20 protein-coding genes are annotated in these 18083 nt (G+C 70.4%); 12 read left to right on the top strand and 8 right to left on the bottom strand.

Annotated elements, in window-relative coordinates; genetic code table 11:
• Window positions 1-24 precede the first annotated feature (24 nt).
• On the top strand, window positions 25-594 hold the full coding sequence (locus tag Q1V88_RS12845) for a dihydrofolate reductase family protein (protein ID WP_300681597.1): 570 nt from the start codon (window positions 25-27) through the stop codon (window positions 592-594).
• Between the two features lie 73 nt (window positions 595-667).
• On the opposite strand, the gene Q1V88_RS12840 is transcribed toward Q1V88_RS12845, so the two are convergent.
• From Q1V88_RS12840 to Q1V88_RS12825, 4 genes are read right to left on the bottom strand one after another with little or no spacing between them, the layout of a single operon-like run.
• Window positions 668-1930 (bottom strand): FAD-dependent oxidoreductase, encoded by a 1263-nt coding sequence (locus Q1V88_RS12840; protein WP_300681596.1) that lies wholly within the window; start codon window positions 1928-1930, stop codon window positions 668-670.
• 20 nt (window positions 1931-1950) lie between these two features.
• On the bottom strand, window positions 1951-2604 hold the full coding sequence (locus tag Q1V88_RS12835) for a maleylpyruvate isomerase family mycothiol-dependent enzyme (RefSeq protein ID WP_300681595.1): 654 nt from the start codon (window positions 2602-2604) through the stop codon (window positions 1951-1953).
• Window positions 2577-3425 carry a fumarylacetoacetate hydrolase family protein gene (locus Q1V88_RS12830; protein WP_300681594.1) on the bottom strand — a complete coding sequence of 283 codons (849 nt, stop codon included), beginning with the start codon at window positions 3423-3425 and terminating at the stop codon, window positions 2577-2579. The genes Q1V88_RS12835 and Q1V88_RS12830 overlap by 28 nt, the downstream gene beginning before the upstream one ends.
• Window positions 3425-4567 carry a cupin domain-containing protein gene (locus Q1V88_RS12825; protein ID WP_300681593.1) on the bottom strand — a complete coding sequence of 381 codons (1143 nt, stop codon included), beginning with the start codon at window positions 4565-4567 and terminating at the stop codon, window positions 3425-3427. Before Q1V88_RS12825 ends, Q1V88_RS12830 begins: the two co-directional genes overlap by 1 nt.
• 68 nt (window positions 4568-4635) lie before the next feature.
• On the opposite strand from Q1V88_RS12825, the gene Q1V88_RS12820 reads away from it, so the two are divergent.
• The 7 genes from Q1V88_RS12820 to Q1V88_RS12790 all read left to right on the top strand — a co-directional run bounded on the left by Q1V88_RS12820 (window position 4636) and on the right by Q1V88_RS12790 (window position 10452).
• Window positions 4636-5412, top strand: coding sequence for an IclR family transcriptional regulator (locus tag Q1V88_RS12820; protein ID WP_300681592.1), 777 nt, complete (start codon window positions 4636-4638; stop codon window positions 5410-5412).
• 174 nt (window positions 5413-5586) lie between these two features.
• Entirely contained in the window at window positions 5587-6795 is a 1209-nt protein-coding gene (locus tag Q1V88_RS12815) for a cytochrome P450 (RefSeq protein ID WP_300681591.1), read from the top strand.
• The gene (locus tag Q1V88_RS12810) at window positions 6792-6989 is read left to right on the top strand and encodes a ferredoxin (RefSeq protein ID WP_300681590.1); all 198 of its coding nucleotides are present in this window, start codon (window positions 6792-6794) and stop codon (window positions 6987-6989) included. Before Q1V88_RS12815 ends, Q1V88_RS12810 begins: the two co-directional genes overlap by 4 nt.
• Window positions 6990-6994: 5 nt before the next feature.
• Entirely contained in the window at window positions 6995-8161 is a 1167-nt protein-coding gene (locus Q1V88_RS12805) for an FAD-dependent oxidoreductase (protein ID WP_300681589.1), read from the top strand.
• 42 nt (window positions 8162-8203) lie between these two features.
• Entirely contained in the window at window positions 8204-8800 is a 597-nt protein-coding gene (locus Q1V88_RS12800) for a hypothetical protein (RefSeq protein WP_300681588.1), read from the top strand.
• Window positions 8797-9429, top strand: a complete 633-nt coding sequence (locus tag Q1V88_RS12795; RefSeq protein ID WP_300681587.1) for an RES family NAD+ phosphorylase — start codon at window positions 8797-8799, stop codon at window positions 9427-9429. The genes Q1V88_RS12800 and Q1V88_RS12795 overlap by 4 nt, the downstream gene beginning before the upstream one ends.
• 36 nt (window positions 9430-9465) lie before the next feature.
• Window positions 9466-10452 (top strand): LysR family transcriptional regulator, encoded by a 987-nt coding sequence (locus tag Q1V88_RS12790; RefSeq protein WP_300681586.1) that lies wholly within the window; start codon window positions 9466-9468, stop codon window positions 10450-10452.
• Between the two features lie 10 nt (window positions 10453-10462).
• Here Q1V88_RS12790 and Q1V88_RS12785 read toward each other — a convergent pair whose 3' ends face one another.
• From Q1V88_RS12785 to Q1V88_RS12775, 3 genes are all read right to left on the bottom strand, one after another.
• The gene (locus Q1V88_RS12785) at window positions 10463-11734 is read right to left on the bottom strand and encodes a DUF4143 domain-containing protein (protein ID WP_300681585.1); all 1272 of its coding nucleotides are present in this window, start codon (window positions 11732-11734) and stop codon (window positions 10463-10465) included.
• Window positions 11735-11873: 139 nt separating this feature from the next.
• Window positions 11874-12629, bottom strand: coding sequence for an alpha/beta fold hydrolase (locus tag Q1V88_RS12780; RefSeq protein ID WP_300681584.1), 756 nt, complete (start codon window positions 12627-12629; stop codon window positions 11874-11876).
• Window position 12630: 1 nt separating this feature from the next.
• The gene (locus Q1V88_RS12775) at window positions 12631-13074 is read right to left on the bottom strand and encodes a MarR family transcriptional regulator (protein ID WP_300681583.1); all 444 of its coding nucleotides are present in this window, start codon (window positions 13072-13074) and stop codon (window positions 12631-12633) included.
• A gap of 60 nt (window positions 13075-13134) precedes the next feature.
• On the opposite strand from Q1V88_RS12775, the gene Q1V88_RS12770 reads away from it, so the two are divergent.
• Window positions 13135-14673 (top strand): MFS transporter, encoded by a 1539-nt coding sequence (locus tag Q1V88_RS12770; RefSeq protein WP_300681582.1) that lies wholly within the window; start codon window positions 13135-13137, stop codon window positions 14671-14673.
• Between the two features lie 68 nt (window positions 14674-14741).
• On the opposite strand, the gene Q1V88_RS12765 is transcribed toward Q1V88_RS12770, so the two are convergent.
• Window positions 14742-15365, bottom strand: coding sequence for a TetR/AcrR family transcriptional regulator (locus Q1V88_RS12765; protein WP_300681581.1), 624 nt, complete (start codon window positions 15363-15365; stop codon window positions 14742-14744).
• A 214-nt stretch (window positions 15366-15579) separates the two neighbouring features.
• Between Q1V88_RS12765 and Q1V88_RS12760 the strand changes: the two genes are divergently transcribed.
• The 3 genes from Q1V88_RS12760 to Q1V88_RS12750 all read left to right on the top strand — a co-directional run bounded on the left by Q1V88_RS12760 (window position 15580) and on the right by Q1V88_RS12750 (window position 18069).
• Window positions 15580-17289, top strand: a complete 1710-nt coding sequence (locus Q1V88_RS12760; protein ID WP_300681580.1) for an MFS transporter — start codon at window positions 15580-15582, stop codon at window positions 17287-17289.
• A gap of 119 nt (window positions 17290-17408) precedes the next feature.
• Window positions 17409-17639, top strand: coding sequence for a DUF2191 domain-containing protein (locus Q1V88_RS12755; protein ID WP_300681579.1), 231 nt, complete (start codon window positions 17409-17411; stop codon window positions 17637-17639).
• A complete protein-coding gene (locus tag Q1V88_RS12750; RefSeq protein WP_300681578.1) occupies window positions 17632-18069 on the top strand; it encodes a TA system VapC family ribonuclease toxin in 438 nt (145 codons plus the stop codon). The genes Q1V88_RS12755 and Q1V88_RS12750 overlap by 8 nt, the downstream gene beginning before the upstream one ends.
• The last annotated feature ends 14 nt before the right edge of the window (window positions 18070-18083 follow it).

Genomic DNA, 18083 nt, shown 5'->3' with positions numbered 1-18083 from the left:
GGGGAGCGCTTGTACGGTGAGGAGATGGCGGGGCGGCTGCTGGTCTCGATGACGACGTCGATCGACGGGTTCATCAACGACGCCGCGGGCGCGATCGACTGGACCGAGCCCGACGCGGACCTCTTCGCGTTCCACCTGGCTCGGGTGCGGACGCTGGGCGGCTGCGTGCTGGGCCGGCGGCTCTACCAGGACATGCTGGTCTGGGAGAACGACCCGTCGCTGCCGACCACGCCCGCGATGGTCGAGTTCGCCGAGGTGTGGACGGCACTGCCGAAGGTGGTGTTCAGCCGGAGCCTGGACCAGGTCCAGGGCAACGCCCGGCTCGCGACCGGCTCGGTGGCCGAGGAGGTCGGTGCGATGCTGGCCGAGACGGGACGTGACGTCGAGATCGGCGGTGCCGACCTGGCCGGTCAGGCGCTCGCCGCCGACCTGGTCGACGAGCTCAGGATCTTCAGGGCGCCGGTCGTCCTCGGCGGCGGTACGCCGCTGCTGCCGGCGCTCGGTGCACCGCTGGTGTTCGAGCGGCGTGAGACCCGGCCGTTCCCCAACGGGGTGGTCTACGAGCGCTACCTGCGCCGTCGGACTCGGGGTTAACTGCTGGTCAAAGGCCCCAGACCTGCGTCTCGGGAGCCAGTTGACCAGCAGTTAACCCAGAACGGACCCCAGATCAGAGCTGGACCGAGTCCAGCGGGATCGGGGTGAACATCTCCGCCTCGTCCTCGGGGAAGAGCGCGGTCGGACCGTAGAGCCAGTCGATGAACGAGTAGTCCAGGGTCTCGCGGGCCTTCAGGATGACGTTGCGCTGGGCACGCGCGAGGCCGACCAGGTGCCACAGCACGCCCCACTTCCGCGAGGTGGCCAGCACCCGGGCGGTGTGGTTCGTCCGCACCGCCGAGTACGCCGCCAGCGCGGTGTCCCAGTCGATCTGACGCTCCCCGGCCTCGGAGACCGTGGTGTTGCGCGCGACGTGCTTGGCCAGTGCCCAGCCGTCCTCGATCGCCATGATCGCGCCCTGGGCGATGTACTGCAGCGGGGCGTGCGCGGAGTCGCCGAGCAGCGCCACCCGGCCGAAGATCCAGTTCGGCACCGACTCACGGTCGTACATCCGCCACCAGCGGTCGCGCCACATGAACTTCAGGCCGTCCTGGACGTCACCGACGGTGTCGGCGAAGGCCGCGTCGAGCTCGTCGGGCGTGCCCCAGTCCTCGGCACCGGCCAGCGCCTTGGGCGACTCGAAGACGGCGACCTGGTTGAACATCTCGCCGCCGCGCAGCCCGTACTGGACGAAGTGGCAGTTGTTGCCCAGGTAGAGCACCACCGCCTTCTCGTGGATGTTGTTCTCCCGGGCCTCCGTGATCGGGATGGCACCGCGGTAGGCGACGTACGACGAGGAGACCGGCTGGTCGCCGACGAACTTGTACCGCGCGGGGGAGTGGATGCCCTCGGCCGCGATCACGACCGGGGCGGTGTGCCGCGAGCCGTCCTCCAGGATCACGGTCGCCTCGTCGGGACCGGTCTCGTAGTCGACGGCGATGGCGCCGTTGATCAGCTCGACCCCGGCCCGCTGGCAGGCGCGCAGGAACGTCGCGTGCAGGTCGGAGCGGTGGATCACCATGTAGGGGAAGCCGTAGCGCTCCTCCAGGTCGCGCAGGTCCAGGCGGGTGAGCTCCTCGCCCTCCTGGCCGGTGCCGACGCCGTCGAACATGATCATGTCGTCGGGGACGACCCCGAGCGACTTCACCTCGTCGAGCAGGCCGTACTCGTCCAGGATCCGGGTGCAGTTCGGGGCGATCTGGAGGCCGGCGCCGACCTCGCCGAACTCGGCGGCACGCTCCAGCAGTCGGACCTTCAGGCCCTCGCGGGTCAGGGCGAAGGCGGTGGAGAGTCCACCGATCCCGCCACCGACGACGATGACGTCAGGGTTGCTCATGGTTCTTGCTTCCTTGTCCGTTACAGCCACGGGCCGAGGTCGGGTGCCTCGGCCAGCGAGTGAGGCCGCCCGGCGAGCCAGGCGGCGAGGTCGGCGGTGGGGCCCTCGGGCAGGTCGATCGACCCGCGCTTGGCGAGGATGTCCTCGATCAGTGCCGCGTTGAAGGCCTCCGGGAGGTCGGCGAACGTCGTGCCCCGGTCGAGGTCGACCGCGTGCACGAGCGCCTCGCGGCTGCGCATCCACGGCACCTCGGTGGCCGCGACGGTGCGGCCCTGGGCGGTGACGACCTGGTGGCCCCACTGCTCGGGGGTGAGGGCGTCCATCGCCGCGTGCAGGCGGGCGATCGAGCCCTCCAGCCAGGTGCGGGCCTCGGCCGCGGAGAGGCTGTCCCCGCGGGCGATGCCGGCCGCGCGCTCGTCGGGCGAGGCGTACATCGGGGTCTCGACGCCGGTGCGTGCCCAGGTGAGCAGGTTGACCAGCGCGTCGCCGTTGGCGGCGATGTGGGCGACCAGGTTGCCCACCGACCAGCCGGGCAGGCTGCTGGGCGCGCGCAGCTCGGCGTCGGTCAGCCCGTCGGTCAGGGACAGGAGCAGCGCGTCACCCTGAGCAGCCCACTCCCGGGCCTGGTTGAACGTGCGGGCCACGATCAGGCCACGACGATCTTGTTGACGCACTCGCCCAGGCCCTCGACCTTGGTCACGACGGTCTCGCCGCCGAGCAGGTAGACCTTCGGGTCGCGGGCGTGGCCGACGCCGGCCGGGGTGCCGGTGGCGATGATGTCGCCGGGGCGCAGCGTGATCATGGTGGAGATGTACTCGATCAGGAAGACCGGGTCGAAGAGCAGCGTGCCGGTGTTGTCGTTCTGCATCACAGTCCCGTCGACAGTCGTCGACACCTGCAGCGCCGGACGGACGCCGCCGACCTCGTCGGGGGTGACGACGTAGGGGCCGACCGGGGTGGACTTGTCCCAGATCTTGCCCTGGGTCCACTCGATGGTGCGGAACTGCCAGTCGCGCACGGAGATGTCGTTCATCACCGTGAAGCCGGCGATCGCGGCGGCCGCCTCGTCGCCCTTCGCCTTGTGCACCTGCTGGCCCACGACGATGCAGAGCTCGACCTCCCAGTCGAACGCCTCGGTCTCGGCGGGGCGGACGATGTCGTCGTACGCACCGATCAGGGTGTCGGCGAACTTCGGGAAGAGGGTCGGGTACGTCGGCAGCTCGCGGCCCATCTCCTTGATGTGGTTCGAGTAGTTGTGGCCGACGCAGATCACCTTGGACGGGTTCGGCACGACCGGCGCGAAGTCGGCACCCTCGATCGGGTACGTCGGCGCGGTGGCGGGGTCCACGGCGGCGGCCAGCTCGGCCCAGTTCTCGTGGGCGAACAGCTCGCCGAGGTCGGCGAAGCCGAGGTCGACGTGGGTCTCGACGCCCTCGATCGTGGCGAGCTTGACGGCGCGGGTGCCGGTGGCGGTGCGGAGGGTGGCGAGCTTCATCAGATGTCCTTGCTGGTTGAGCGGCGGGAGAGGCCGAGCGCGTCGAAGATCGGCGCGTCGGAGAAACGGAAGAGATCGAGGGCGCCCGAGTCGGAGTCCGAGGCCGAGGCCTCCGACTTCACCGACCACGGCTCCCAGGAGGGGACGACGAAGAGGTCGCCGCGCGTGACGGTCCAGGACTTGGCGCCCACGGTGACCACACCGGCGCCGTCGAAGACCTGGAAGACACTCGAGCCGGTCTCGCGGACCGGTGCGGTCTCCGAGCCCGAGGCGACCCGGTGGAACTCGGTGCGCATGGTGGGCAGCACGTCCCCGGCGGTGGCCGGGTTGGTGTAGCGCACGGCGGCGTGCCCGGGCTCGACGGTGCCGCCGTACCCCTCGCGCTCCATCGCCAGCTGGTCGGCCAGGGCGCGGTCGGTGAACTCCCACTTGTAGGCGAGCAGCGGGGAGCCGGGGGCGACCTCACCGATCCCGATCGGGCGCAGGCCGGGGTAGCCCCAGAGCCGCTCGGAGCGGGAGAACTCCGGGGTGACCCGCTCGGCGTCGCTGATCGCGTCGCGACCGAACTCGAAGAACTGCGCCTCGGAGGTGTACTGGAACGGGATGTCGAGGCCGTCGATCCAGGCCATCGGGTGCTTGGTGGCGTTGTGGTGGGCGTGCCAGTTCCAGCCCGCCTGGGGCAGGAAGTCGCCGCGGCGCATCGGGACGGCATCGCCGCCGACGACGGTCCACACGCCCTCGCCCTCGACGACGAAGCGGAACGCGTGCTGGGTGTGGCGGTGCTCGGGGGCGTCCTCGCCGGGCATCAGGTACTGGATCGCGGCCCACAGCGTCGGGGTGGCGAACGGGCGCCCGCCCAGCGACGGGTTGGCCAGCGCGATCGCGCGCCGCTCCCCGCCGCGACCGACCGGGACGAGGTCGCCGGCCTGGGCGGCGAGCTTGATCAGGTTCTCCCACTTCCACAGGTGCGGCAGGGCCTTGGAGCGCGGGTGGGCGGGCATCAGGTCGCCGATCTCGGTCCACAGCGGCACCAGCAGCTCGGCCTCGAAGCCCTGGTAGAGCGCCTGGAGCTCGGGGGTCACGACCGGCTGGTCCGGGGCCTCGACGGCCTTCACCTTCACGCTGGACTGGGTCTCGCTCATGTGCGCTAGTCTGGCGATGTTGCCCCCAGCAGAATAAGGAATTCTGTTATGCGGAATGAGTCGCGCCGATGAAGACCCCTCCGGCGTACGCCATCACCAGCGTCGACCATGCGCTCCGGATCGCGGCGATGCTCCAGCTCGAAGGGTCGCTCACCGTGGCCGAGACCGCCGAGCGGCTCGGGGTGGCACGCTCGACGGCCCACCGCCTGCTCCAGATGCTGGTCTACCGCGACTTCGCGACCCAGGACGAGGCGCGGGTCTACCACGCGGGGCCGGTGCTGGAGCTGGCCCAGCACTCCCAGTCCCGGACCGCTCTGCTGCGGGCCGCGGTGCTGCCGCACGCCCACCGGCTGGTCGACCTGCTCGGCGAGACGGTGAACGCCACCGTGCGGGTCGGCGCCTCGGTGCGGTTCGTCGCCTCGGTCGAGTCGGGGCAGGCGTTGCGGGTGACATCGCGGGAGGGAATGGTCTTCCCTGCGTATCGGACCTCGGGTGGCTTGGTGCTGCTCGCCGACCTCTCTGAGGCGGAGCTGCAGGCGGTGTACGGCGACCCCGACGAGTCCGCTGAGGAGGGCTCCGACGGCGCCGTCGACCGCCCTGACCTGGAGCGTCTGGCCGCGGAGCTGGTCAAGATCCGGCGACAGGGCTTCGCCGTCAACCGGGGCCGTTCGGAGAAGGGCGTCGTCGCCGTCGGCGTGCCGATCCGGGGGAGCGACGGTGCGGTGCTGGCAGGCCTGGCGGTCTCGATGCCGAGTCCGCGCTATGAGGTGGAGCATCTGCCGTCGTTCGTCGGCACGCTCTCGCGCGCGGCCACGGCGATCGAGCAGGAGCTCGCCGCGGTCTGAGTCGAGGGTCGAGGGTCGAGAGGGCCTGGGCGGTCCCGACTGTTCGGCGCCGTCGGGGCGTCGGGCCAGGTGGCGCGGTGACGATCCGTCGTCGCTAGACATGCAATGAATGAATGAAACACCATGTAAAGCATTCACTTGTCTTATGTGGTGGCGGTCACCTTTGATGGAGGCATGACCGAGACCGCTCCTGCTGCCGAGGGTGGCACCGCCGCTGTGCCGACCTCCGACGTCGACCTGTTCGCCGACGACGTGCTGATCGACCCCTATCCGACGTACGCCGTCCTGCGCGAGCTCGGCGGCGTCGTCCATCTGCCTGCCAACGACGTCTACGCCCTGACGCGCTACGACGTCATCCGGACCGCGCTCGGCGACTGGGAGACCTTCTCCTCGGCCAGCGCGATCGGCTTCAACCCGATGGTCAACGAGGCCCTGACCGGCACCTCGCTGGCCTCCGACCCGCCGCTGCACACCCAGCTCCGCGCCGCCCTGACCGAGAACCTCTCGCCGCGCGCGCTGCGCGGGCTCAAGGGTCAGATCGACGCCCGCGCCGACGAGCTCGTCGCGACCCTCGTCGCCGAAGGCAGCTTCGACGCGATCGACGCCATCGCCCGGGCGTTCCCGCTCCAGGTCGTCGCCGACCTGGTCGGCTTCACCGGCGAGGTCCGCGACCACATGCTGGCCTGGGGCAAGGCCGCCAACCAGGTGATCGGGCCGCTCAACCAGCGCACCGCCGACTCCTTCCCGATCGCCGGCCAGCTCTACGAGTGGTGCTCGAAGGTCGCCAAGGCCGACCTGACCCCCGGCTCGATCGGCCACGGCATCTTCGAGGCCGAGGAGCGCGGCGCCATCCCCGAGGGCTCCTCGGGCCACATCATCCACCAGTTCCTCGCCGCCGGCGTGGAGAACACCGTCAGCGCGATCGGCAACATCCTCGCCCTCTTCGCCGCCCACCCCGACCAGCTCGCCCTGGTCCGCGAGGACCCGTCGCTGGTGTCGGCGGCGTTCAACGAGGTGCTGCGCTTCTGGGCGCCGATCAACGTCTGGGGACGCAAGACCACCCGCGACGTCCAGATCGACGGCGTCACCATCCCGGCCGGCGCCCAGATCGCGATCGTCTTCGGCGCCGGCAACCGCGACCCGCGGCACTACGAGAACCCCGACGAGTTCCGCATCGAGCGCAACCCGGTCGACCACCTCTCCCTGGGCTACGGCGTGCACGGCTGCGCCGGCCAGGGCCTGGCACGGCTCGAGGCGCACGCCATCATCGACGCCCTCGCCCGCCGGGTCGAGCGCCTCGTCGTCGCCCCCGAGACCCGCGTCCCGCACAACATCACCCGCAGCATCGAGTCGCTGCCCGTCCTGGAAGTAGTCCCCGGATGAAGATCGTCCTCGACCGCCCCCGCTGCGAAGGCCACGGCCTGTGCGAGGAGGCCGCCGCCTCCCTGATGCACCTCGACGACGACGGTGAGCTGATCCTCGATCGCCCCGAGGTCGACGACGCCGACGCCGCTGCGGTCGGCGAGGCCAACGCCGCCGTCCGGGTCTGCCCGGTCGCAGCCCTCAGTCTGGCGTGAGCCCGATGGCTGCACCCTCGGACCGGATCGACCACGTCCTCATCCTCGGCAACGGCATCGCCGGCCTCACCGCCGCCGATGCCCTGCGCGGCGCCGGGTTCGACGGCGAGGTCACCATCGTGGGCGAGGAGAAGCACGCGGCGTACTCGCGACCGGCGCTCTCCAAGGCACTCCTGGCCCCCGCGGCCGACCTCACCGCCCACCAGCTGCCCACCCCGACGCACGGCGCCACCGAGCTGCTCGGCGTGCGCGCCACCGCGCTCGACCCGGAGGCCCGACGGGTGAGGCTCGACGACGGCGAGACGCTGGGCTACGACCGGCTGGTGATCGCCACCGGATCGCGTGCCCGACGACTCTCCGACCTCGCCGACGAGGTCACCCTGCGCGGGCTCGACGACGCCTTCGTGCTCCGTGAGCGGATCGCCGAGGTCGGACCGGGCGGGTCGGTGATCGTGGTCGGCGGTGGCGTCCTCGGCATGGAGATCGCCTCCGGCGCGCTCGCCGCCGGATGCCGCGTCACGGTCGTGTCCCAGGGGCTGCCGCTGATCGACGCGCTGGGCGAGCACCTGGCCCAGATCTGGACCCGGACCGCCCAGGACCAGGGGCTGGAGGTCGTGCAGACCGCCGGCGCCCGGCTCGAGCGGCCCGGGGCGCACACCGAGGTCGTCCTCGCCGACGGCCGCCGGCTGCACGCCGACGTGGTGGTCAGCGCCGTCGGCGACCTGCCGAACACCGAGTGGCTGGCGGACTCCGGACTGCTCGCCGCCGGGGCCGGTGGCGGTGCGATCGCCGTCGACGAGCGGGGGCTGGTGCGCCCTGACGTGGCTGCGGTCGGCGACCTGGCTGCGCTGGTGACGGCGTACGGTCGACGCCGGATTCCGTTGTGGAGCAGTGCCATCGAGCAGGCCAAGGTCGCCGCGGTCGCCCTGATCCGGGGCGAGGAGGCACCGCCGCTGGCGTTCCAGTCGTACTTCTGGACCGAGGGCTTCGGGCTCCACCTCAAGGCAGTCGGCGACCTCCCCGTCACCGGTGCTCCCGAGTACGTCGACGCGGGACCTGACGGTCACGGGCTGATGCGGTGGGCGCCGGTCGAGGGCTCGGGGGCAGGGGCGGCGGTAGCGCTCAACCACCGGATCCCGATCCCGCGGCTGCGGCGCACGCTCGCCGGCTGAGGCAGGCCCGCACATCACCACACCCCGTGATATCATGTGCGCATGAGCGCGATCACCGCGGACGAGGTGCTGGACCGGTTCTTCCCCGGTCTGACTCCGGCTGAGGTCGAGGCCGAGCTGAGTCAGACCCCTGCCGCGGGTGCGACGCCGATCTCGTCGGCCTCGCTGGCCTACCTGCGCGAGCACGGCGGACCTGAGGCGGTCGCCGCGCTCGACGGCTGGGAGGAGACCGATCCTGCGGAGATCCAGCGGCAGCGCGCCCTCACGGCGGCGCGGACCCTGGAGGAGCTGCTCGGCTCCAGCCTGACTCTGGAGGAGGCGGCCGCGCGGCTGGGGGTCTCCCGGTCGCGGATCTCGCACCGGATCGGGGATCGCAGCCTGTACGCGATCACGGTGCAGGGGCGCCGCTATCTGCCGGACTGGCAGTTCCTCGCCGAGGCGGCAGGTGGCGGCGCCGACCTGCTGCCCGGCCTGGGCCAGCTCGTTCCGGCGATCCCCAAGACGATGCACCCGCTGGCCGTGGAGTCGTTCATGACCTCCGTGCTCGACGAGATCGGAGCCTCCCCGGTGGACTTCATCTGGTCCTCGGGGGACGTCGAGGTCATCGTCGACTGGATGGACGCGCTGGCTCGGGCGTGAGCGCGCCCTACCCGAAGCGGCCCTCGCGGCCGCCGGTCGTGCTGACGCGCCGGGCTGAGGATGTGATCGAGGTGCGCCCGGTGCTGTGGCGGGTCCACCCCACGGTGGGGCAGCACGTGCTGGGCTGGTCGACGCTGCGGCAGTGGGGGCCCGCGGTGTCGGCGCGGTTCGACCCGCATCCGATGCCGACCGGTCAGCACCCCGGCCTCGGCGTGACGTACGCCGCCACGGACCTGGCCACGTCGGTGGCCGAGGTGTTTCAGTACGACCGCGTGATCGACACCGTCACGGGTCGTCCCAAGGCCACCTCGTGGCAGCCGATCCGGCCGCTGCGGCTGCTCGACCTCACCGGTGAGTGGGCGTTGCGCAACGGGGCCTCGCACTCCTTCGCGTCAGGGCCGCGCGCCACCTGTCGTGCGTGGGCACGTGCGATCGCCGCGACCTGGCCCGATCTGGATGGGGTGAGCAGCCTCAGCACCCTGACCGGCCGACCGGTGGTCGCCCTGTGGGCACCCGCCGCCGACTCCTTCCCCGCGTCTCCGGACTTCTCCGAGCACCTCGATGCCGACTCGATGGTGACGGTGATGTTCGAGATCGCCCGCCGCTATCCGTCGTACCGCGTGATCTGAGTCGGTGGCGATGGGCTGCGTAAGGTCAGGGGCGCGATGAGTGAGGAACAGGGGCGCCAGTCCGACGGTGAGCCGCCGGTCAGCGGCGTCGGCCTGGACCGGCTCGCGTCGGTCAACCTCAACCTGCTGGTGCCGCTGCTGGCCCTGCTGGAGGAGCGCAGCGTCACCCGCGCCGCGGCACGGGTGGGGCTCTCCCAGCCCGCGATGAGTCACGCCCTGGCGCGGATGCGCCGGCTCTTCGGCGACGACCTGCTGGTCCGCGAGGGTGCCGAGACCAAGCTGACCCCGCGGGCGCTCGACCTGATCGCGCCGCTGCGGGCGGTGCTGATCCAGACCGCCGGCGTGGTGAACTTCCCCGACTTCGACCCGGCCAAGGATCGTCGGGTGATCACCGTCGGGATGATGACGGCGACGGCGTTCGTCGTCGGGGCGCCGCTGGGGCGGCTGATCGCCGAGCGGGCCCCGAACGCGATCTTCAAGATCCGCACCTTCACGATGCCGACCGAGCCGGAGTTCACCGAGGAGGGCGTCGACGTCGTCCTGCTCTCGGAGGCGTTCAGCTCGCCGTACCCCCGTGAGCGCCTGTACGACGACCGCTGGATGCTCGTCGCCTCGCCCGAGACCGATCCCGCGGCGACCCCGATGGAGCTGGTCACCCGGGAGCGGCACATCGTCTTCGACGCCGAGCGCCGGGTGCTGCCGTACACGGTGCTCGATCAGCTCGGGGTGGGCTACGAGATCGGGCAGCTGGTCTCGGACAACCTGCTCGTCCCGCACCTGGTCGCCCGCTCCGGCGGCGTCGCGTTCCAGCGCGGCACCGTCGCCGCCGCGATGAAGTCCGTCGTCGACCTGCGGATCGAGGAGGTGCCGTTCGCCCTGCCGGGGGTCGGGATCGACATGGTCTGGAACCCGCGGCTGTCCGACCACTTCTTCATCGAGTGGCTCCGGGCCCTGCTGATGGAGGTCGCCGGACAGGTGACGGCCGAGCTCGGCCCGCCCGCGCCGCCCGGCGGGCAGCGGTAACCGTGGCGGGTCACGGTCCGAGGAGCGCCAGCGGCACGACCGCCACGCCGTCGGCCCGCCGGTAGGCATGACGTCCGGTGGTGATGACCACCTTGTCGGCGAGGTGGTCGCCGATCTGGTCGTGCAGCCAGTTGAGGTGCCGGACGTCGCGGTCGCTGATCGTCTCGCTGAGCTTGACCTCGATCGCCACCACGCGACGGTCCTCGCCCTCGACGATCAGATCGATCTCCCGATCGGTCGCCTGGGTGCGGAGGTGGCCGACGTGGGCCGATGCGGCGTCGGCGTACACCCGCACGCTCTGAGTGACGAGGGACTCGAACAGTGCGCCGAGCCAGGTGCCCGCGGCTGGGTCGCCCTGCGGGGAGAAGCCGCGGAGCAGGCCCGGTCGGGTGACGCCTGCGAGACGGGCCGCCAACGCTGGGTCCACCAGGTGGTGTTTGGGGGACAGTGTGAGCCGTTTCAGTGGGTTGAAGACCGGCACCCACGCCGGGACCGGATCGAGAATGAAGAGCCGGGTCAGCTGCTCGCGGTAGCCGTCGACGGTGCCTCGGGAGGGTTTGTCAGCCAGGCCGGAGGTGGCAGCGTCGAGGATCTTCGAGTACGTCGTGTCGCTGGAGGTGCAGGCGGCGTAGGCGGCGAGCCATGCGCGCAGTGCGGCCGGTCGGCGGACGGAGACGCCGTTCTCCGGCAGCTCCCGTTCAAGGATCCGGGTGAGGTAGCTGTCGAGCTGGAGCGAGCGTGCTCGGGTGGGGAGATCGCGGATTCCCGGGAACCCCGAGCGCAGGATCTCCTCGACATAGGTGTCGAGATCGAGCGTCGACTCGCCACCGATCGCCGGTCGGCTTCCGCTCAGCAGGTCGGCGAGGGAGACGGTCGGCTCGGCGAGGTTCCGCTCTGCCAGGGACAGCGGTCGCATCTTCAGGCTGACGATGCGACCTGCTCCGGAGTGGATGCGTGCGTCGGCAGGGATGGTCGCCGACCCGGTGAGGAGGAAGGTGCCGCCTGCGGCGCCGTCGTCGACGGCGCGACGGACGCGGTCCCAGACCGCCGGCACGAGCTGCCACTCGTCGATCAGGACCGGCGGATCAACGCGGGTCAGGTAGGTGAGGTCCGCTGCCACGATCTCACGCTGAGCGGGAAGGTCGAGCGGGAGGAATGTCTGGGCTCGCTCCCGAGCCGTCGCCGTCTTGCCGACGCCCTTGGCGCCCTCCAGCGTGACGGCGGCGAGGGCGGGAAGGAGGTCGTCCAACACCTCGTCGAGGACCCGACGGCGGTACGGCATGACCTCACGGTATCAGTCGCACGTCCCTCTGCTGTGCAATCCAACGGACTTCTATTGCGCAGTCCAACGGGTTCCTACTGTGCAATCCAACGGGTTCCTACTGTGCAATCCAACGGATCCTGGGCGGGACCTTGGCCGCTCAGTTCAGGTAGGCGTCGGCCCAGGCGCTGATGATCCGCGCCGCCCGCTTGGCCTGGCCGGGAGCGGTCATCAGGTGGTCGCTGCCCTCCAGGGCGATGAAGTTCCGCGGGTGCCGGGCGGCGTTGAAGATGTCGGCGGCGTTCTCGATCGCGACGGTGTTGTCGGTCGGGGAGTGCATCACCATCAACGGCTTGCGGATCTCGGGCACGCGGTAGAGCAGCCGGGCGCTGCGGACCTCCTCGACGAACGCGCGCTTGAGGGTGAGGGAGCGGCCCCCGACCATCCACTCGGTGTCGCCCTCGGCGACGGCACGCTCGACGACGGCGTCGTACTGCTTCTCCACCTCGCTGGGGTCGCTGGGCGCTCCGATGCTGACCACGGCGCGGGCGCTGGGTACGTCGTGGGCGGCGGCGAGGACGGCGGCGCCGCCCCAGGAGTGGCCGACGAGCAGGTCGACCGGGGTGCCGCGCTCGGCCATGAAGCTGACCGCCTGGAGGGTGTCGGCGACCTTGACGGTGAAGGAGCCGTCGCCCCAGTCGCCCTCGGAGTCCCCGAGGCCGAGGTTGTCGAAGCGGAGCATCCCGATGCCCTCGGAGGCGAGTTGGCGGCAGATCCGTGCGGCGGCGGGGCAGTCCTTGCCGAGGGTGAAGCCGTGGGCGAAGACGCCCCAGCCGCGGTGCTGGCCGATCGGAGCGTCGATCAGGCCGGCGAGCATCGGGCCGGTGGAGCTGGCGAACGTGACGCGCTCGGCCATCTCAGGCTCCCTGCTCGGAGAGGACGGAGGCGATCCGGGCGAGGACGTCGACAGCGGCGACTCCCTCGGCTTGGAGCGTCGGGGGGAGGGCGCGGAGGCGGGTCACCCAGTAATCATGGATCCGCTGGAGGATCTCGCCGGCGAGAGGGGTGGCGATCAGCTCGATCGCGCGGGCGTCGCCGGCGGAGTGCTGACGCACCACCAGGCCTCGCGCCTCGAGGTTGCGCAAGGCCGTGCTGACGTTGCTGCGCTGCAGGCCTGTGGCGTCGGCGATCTGACTGGGGCTGGGTCGGTCGAGTTGGTGGATCTCGCGCATCACGGCGATCTCCGTGCCGGTCAGGGGGATGACGTCACGCAGTGCTGGGCTGCGGATATCGAGCTTCGCTGCCAGCTTCAACACGGTGTCCGCGAGCCCTGCGAGGCCAGCGTCGCTCACAGCGGTCATGCGCCCAGTGTAGTTGGTGTTATGGTTATAGAACCATAACTACTGAGGAGTGTGTCACCCATGGGCCCCGCGCCGATGCTTCCCGAGGACGGCTCAGTCCGTCCCTCAGGCGGAAATCCCGTCCTGACTCTCGCTGCCGTCTGCTTCGGCCTCTTCATGGTCGGCCTCGATGCCACCGTGGTCTCGATTGCCAATCCGGCGATCGCCGCCGACCTGGGGGCCTCGTTCTCCCAGCTCCAGTGGGTCACCAACTCCTACCTCCTGGCGCTGGCCGTGCTGCTCGTCCTGGGCGGCAAGCTCGGTGACCGGTTCGGGCGCAAGCGGCTCTACCTCGCCGGCCTCGTGGTCTTCGCCGTGACCTCGGTCGGCATCGGCCTGATCGGGACGATCGGTGGCGTGATCGCGCTCCGCGCGGTGCAGGGTGTCGGTGCAGCACTGTTGATGCCGCAGACCCTTGCGTTGCTGCGGGCCACCTGGCCCCGGGAGAAGTTCGGGATGGCGGTCGGCATCTGGGGAGGCATCTCCTCGGTGGCGATCGCGGCCGGGCCGCTGATCGCCGGCGTCCTGGTGGAGAAGGTCACCTGGGAGAGCGTCTTCTACATCAACGCCCCCATCGCTGTGCTCGGCCTGATCTTCGGCCTGATCGTGCTGCGCGAGTCCACCGCTGAGGGGGACTCCCACATCGATCTGGCCGGTGTCCTCCTGCTCGGTGCTGCCCTCTTCTGTGTCGTTTTCGGCGTCGTGCAGTCGGCGTCCTGGGGCTGGGGCGACCTGCGCACCGTGGGCACGATCGTTCTCGGGCTCGTCGTGCTCGCGCTCTTCGTGGGGGTCGAAGCGAGAGTGCGTACGCCGCTGCTGCCGCCGTCCCTGTTGGCCTCGCGCGGCGTCAGCATCGGCGGACTCGCGTTCGTGGCGAACTTCTTCGCACTCCTCGGGATCACCTTCCTGATCACGCTGTACCTGATGAACACCCGGGGATCGAGCACCATCGAGGCCGGGGTCCAGATGCTGCCGCTGAGCGCGATCTCGATCATCTCTGCGCCGATGGGGGCCGGCCTGGCCGCACGGTTCGGTGCGCGGCGCACCGTGGCGCTCGGACTGCTGTTGATGGCGGTCGGCCTGATCGGGCTGGTGGGCAACGACGCCGACTCGAGCTACTGGTGGCTCGCCATCCCGTTCGTCCTGATCGCGTTCGGTTCAGGCTTCGCGATCCCTTCGGGTGCCGAGGCGATCATGGGTGGCGCGCCCGTCCATCTGGCCGGCGTCGCAGGCGGGTTCCAGACCACCTGCATTCAGCTCGGTGGTGCGCTCGGCACGGCGGTGCTGGCCGCTGTCGTGTCGGGCCGGGTGGGCGCCGGTGGCGTCTCGGCCGACCTGGCCGAGGCGGTCTCGCAGGGGATCGTGCCGGCTGAGCTGCCCGCCGAGGTGGCCACGCAGGCGCGTGATGCGTTCCTGACTGGGTTGCATGCCGCCTCGATCGTCGCGGCGGTGGTGGCTGCCGTGGTCGCCGTACTCGCGCTGACGCTGCTGCGCGAGCGGGAGCCGGAGTCGGTCGAGGAGCTGGCCCACCAGCTGACCGACGGCCTGGTCGTCGACTGATCCTCACGCTCGGTGCGGGTTCCGGTGGGGGGTGGGTGCATGCTCGCCCCCACCGGAACTGGTGCGTCTCAGGGCTGGGAGAGCAGCTTGGTCCAGCTCGCGGCGAGCTCGTCGAGCATCCCGGTCCTGTCGATCTTCCACTCCTCGACACCCGCGGACGCCCAGTTCTGGGCGACGAAGTCGAGCTGGGCCATCGCCAGCACCCCGCGGAAGTGGCGCTGGTGCGGCTCGAGGCGTCCGGCCTGGGTGAGGCCGTCCTCGATGTCGCCGATCGCCTCCTCCATCCAGCGCTCGACCAGGTTGCCGAGCTCGGGGTCGATCACGGCGGCCTCGCGGCCGATCCGGATCAGCGGGTGGATCAGGTGCCAGTTGTCGGCTCGGCCCTCGACCCACTCGCGGATCGCCCGGTAGGAGCCGTCGGTCACGGTGGTGACCAGGTCCTGTGCCGTCGAGCCGTGGGCGGGGGAGCCGACCCGCTTCAGGGTCTCGTTGAGGCGCTCGTCGATGAGCGCCTTCATCAGCTCGCTGCGCGAGGGGAAGTACGCGTAGAAGGTGACGCGGGTCGTCCCGGCCGCCTTCGCGATGTCGTCGATCGTGGTGGCGCCGTACCCCTGGGCGATGAAGAGGTCGAGCCCTGCATCGAGCAGGAGCCGCCGCGTCATCTGCTTCTGGGCTTCGCGCAGGTTCGCCATGCGCCGAACTGTATCCGGCCCTCGTATGCACAGTGACCACGACGCCAGGTCGTAATACATCCTGCGTTTTTCCTTGACATGCCGTAAAGCGATGTGACACGGTTCACGCGATCCCGGTGATCGGGGTCACAAGTCGATGTACAAAGTCGCTGCAACTCAGAACTGATCCGGGAGTGGTTCCGAGCGCAGGCGCCCGTCTAGAAGCGGAACAGAAATGAACCAATCCAACGTGCGGTCCCCGGGCTACGTCCCGACCCTGATCGCTGGCTGTCTCGGCGTCTTCGTGGCTCAGGTCGCCTACTCGCTCCCTGCCTCGATCCTCGGCACCATCCAGGGCTCGCTCGGCATCTCCGGTGCCGACCTCACCTGGGTCAGTGCCTCCTTCGCTGCCGCGATGGTGATCTTCGAGCTCACCTTCGGCGTCTTCGGTGACCTCTTCGGTCGCAAGCAGCTCCTGCTCGGCGGCCTCGTCCTGCTGGCGATCGGTGAGATCGTCACCATCGCCGGGGCCGACAACGTGCACTACCTGTGGATCGGCCAGGCCGTCGCCGGTATCGGTGCCGGTGCGCTGTACCCGATCTCGCTGACGATGATCGCCGCTGCGGCGCCCGACGCGAAGGCTCGCGCCCAGGCGATCGCGCTGTGGGCCGGCTTCCTCTCCGTCGGTGCCGCTGTTTCCCCGATCAGCGCGGGCGTGCTCGCCGAGCACGGCCACTGGAAGGAGAGCTTCTGGATCCCGGCCGCGCTGGCCGCCGTCGCCTTCTTCGCCGCCCTCCCGGCGCGCAACTCCTCGGCCCCCGAGGGCCGCAAGCTCGACCTGCCCGGTCAGGCCACCATCATCATCGGTCTGGTCTCCCTGACCTGGGCGCTGACCCAGGGCTCCGAGGTCGGCTACGGCCAGGGTCGGATCATCCTCGGCTTCGTCGTCGCCGCGATCTTCCTGGTCGCCTTCGTGGTCGTCGAGATCCGTTCGGCCTCCCCGCTGATCCACCTCTCGCTCTTCGCCAACCGCGCCTTCGCGATCACCGGCATCACCGCCGTGATCGGCATGTTCGCCTACCTGGCGACCTGCTTCTCGATGACGATGTTCCTCGGCTCCGTCGCGCACATCGGTGCCGTCTGGATCGGCCTGCTCTTCCTGGTCATCCAGGTCCCCGCGATGCTGCTGGTGCCGCTGGTGGCCAAGCTGATCCACTCCGTCAGCCCGCAGTGGGTGCTCACCGCCGGCTTCGCCTTCATCGCCGGTGCGGCGTTCTGGTCCTCGACCTTCGACGCGCACGACTTCCTCGACGCCCACGGCGCCCCGGACAACGGCCAGTGGGTCCGCTTCATCGCCCCGATGGTGCTCAACGGCATCGGCTTCGCCCTGACCGTCGGCTCCATCACCGCCGTCGCGATCAACTCGGTGCCGATCCGTCTCGCCGGGATGGCCTCGGCCACCACCAACCTGCTCCGCGACTTCGGCTTCGCGCTCGGTCCGGTGCTCGGTGGCGCGATCTACAACTCGATCTCCAAGAGCAAGTTCAATGACGGCCTCGACGGCGCGCTCGGTGAGGCCGCCAAGACCGGCTTCACCGTGCTGGGCCAGCCGCTCGACTCGCACGTCCCGACCGAGGCCGTGATGGGTGCACTGCACGGGATCAGCAACGCCGGTCCGCTCGCGGTCAACTCGGTTCCGGTGCTGTCGGACCCGAGCACGGGCAAGCCGTTCGTCGACATGCCGTTCGCGCTGCACGACCTCGCGTTCAGCTCGCTCAGCAGCGCGTTCAACACGACCTTCCTGGGCGCCGCGATCTGCGCCGCTGTCTCCGCGGTCCTCACCGCCGTCGGCCTGGTCGGCGCGAAGTCCGGCTCGCAGGAGGCGCGCGACCTCGCCGCCGACCTGGGCACGGACGTGATCCACGAGGTCACCGGCGCGCACTGACACCCCGCCCGTAGGGGCGCGATCGGCGAGGAGCCTCATGGTCAGGCGTGACCGTGAGGCTCCTCGCCGTGTCGTTCGACGGCATCCGTTCGGTGATGAGCTGATGTTATGATGCTGAGATGCGGACGACGTTGGAGATCGACGACACGGTGCTCGCCGCCGCGCGGGCTCTGGCGCAGGCTGAGGGAACCTCCCTCGGCCAGGCCGTGTCGCGCCTGGCGCTCCGTGGGCTGCGCGCCCCGGCGTCCTCGATGCGGGTCGACACCTCGTTCACCGCCTTCGAGGTGCTGCACGGCAGTCCGGAGTTCGAGGTGACCGACGAGCTCGTTGCGGCCCACCGTGATGACTGAGGCAGTGCGGCTCCTGGACGCCAACGTCCTGGTAGCGCTCGCCCTCGACACGCACGTGCACCACCGGGCGGCTCACGAGGCTCTCCGTGCCTCCACCTGGCGGTGGGCGACGACCCCTGTCACCGAGTCTGCGTTGGTGCGGCTGCTGCTCAACGGTGCCGTCACCGGCGCCGAGTTCACCGGCCAGCAGGTCCTGACCCAGCTCGCGGCGATGCGTCGCCACGCGCGCTGGACCTTCCTCCCCGATGACACGTCCCCGATCACGGCCCGGATCGATCTCTCGGTGCTGGTCGGCTTCCGTCAGGTGACGGACCTCCACCTCGTCGAGGTCGCGGCCCGGCATGGCGCCGTCCTGGCGACCTTCGACGCCGGCATCGTTCCGGTGCTCGCGCCGCGGGACAGGTGCCACGTCGTGGTCCTCCCGATCTGACCCGCCGCGGCTCC

The organism is Nocardioides sp. (assembly GCF_030150155.1).
In the GTDB taxonomy this organism is placed as follows: domain Bacteria; phylum Actinomycetota; class Actinomycetes; order Propionibacteriales; family Nocardioidaceae; genus Nocardioides.
This window is presented reverse-complemented; position numbering and strand designations above follow the sequence as displayed.

Coding starts and splice junctions, on each gene's coding strand:
- Q1V88_RS12845 (WP_300681597.1), top strand. CDS start 25: ATGGCGGGGCGGCTGCTGGTCTCGATGACGACGTCGATCGACGGGTTC.
- Q1V88_RS12840 (WP_300681596.1), bottom strand. CDS start 1,930: ATGAGCAACCCTGACGTCATCGTCGTCGGTGGCGGGATCGGTGGACTC.
- Q1V88_RS12830 (WP_300681594.1), bottom strand. CDS start 3,425: ATGAAGCTCGCCACCCTCCGCACCGCCACCGGCACCCGCGCCGTCAAG.
- Q1V88_RS12825 (WP_300681593.1), bottom strand. CDS start 4,567: ATGAGCGAGACCCAGTCCAGCGTGAAGGTGAAGGCCGTCGAGGCCCCG.
- Q1V88_RS12820 (WP_300681592.1), top strand. CDS start 4,636: ATGAAGACCCCTCCGGCGTACGCCATCACCAGCGTCGACCATGCGCTC.
- Q1V88_RS12815 (WP_300681591.1), top strand. CDS start 5,587: ATGACCGAGACCGCTCCTGCTGCCGAGGGTGGCACCGCCGCTGTGCCG.
- Q1V88_RS12810 (WP_300681590.1), top strand. CDS start 6,792: ATGAAGATCGTCCTCGACCGCCCCCGCTGCGAAGGCCACGGCCTGTGC.
- Q1V88_RS12805 (WP_300681589.1), top strand. CDS start 6,995: ATGGCTGCACCCTCGGACCGGATCGACCACGTCCTCATCCTCGGCAAC.
- Q1V88_RS12800 (WP_300681588.1), top strand. CDS start 8,204: ATGAGCGCGATCACCGCGGACGAGGTGCTGGACCGGTTCTTCCCCGGT.
- Q1V88_RS12790 (WP_300681586.1), top strand. CDS start 9,466: ATGAGTGAGGAACAGGGGCGCCAGTCCGACGGTGAGCCGCCGGTCAGC.
- Q1V88_RS12785 (WP_300681585.1), bottom strand. CDS start 11,734: ATGCCGTACCGCCGTCGGGTCCTCGACGAGGTGTTGGACGACCTCCTT.
- Q1V88_RS12780 (WP_300681584.1), bottom strand. CDS start 12,629: ATGGCCGAGCGCGTCACGTTCGCCAGCTCCACCGGCCCGATGCTCGCC.
- Q1V88_RS12775 (WP_300681583.1), bottom strand. CDS start 13,074: ATGACCGCTGTGAGCGACGCTGGCCTCGCAGGGCTCGCGGACACCGTG.
- Q1V88_RS12770 (WP_300681582.1), top strand. CDS start 13,135: ATGGGCCCCGCGCCGATGCTTCCCGAGGACGGCTCAGTCCGTCCCTCA.
- Q1V88_RS12765 (WP_300681581.1), bottom strand. CDS start 15,365: ATGGCGAACCTGCGCGAAGCCCAGAAGCAGATGACGCGGCGGCTCCTG.
- Q1V88_RS12760 (WP_300681580.1), top strand. CDS start 15,580: ATGAACCAATCCAACGTGCGGTCCCCGGGCTACGTCCCGACCCTGATC.
- Q1V88_RS12755 (WP_300681579.1), top strand. CDS start 17,409: ATGCGGACGACGTTGGAGATCGACGACACGGTGCTCGCCGCCGCGCGG.
- Q1V88_RS12750 (WP_300681578.1), top strand. CDS start 17,632: ATGACTGAGGCAGTGCGGCTCCTGGACGCCAACGTCCTGGTAGCGCTC.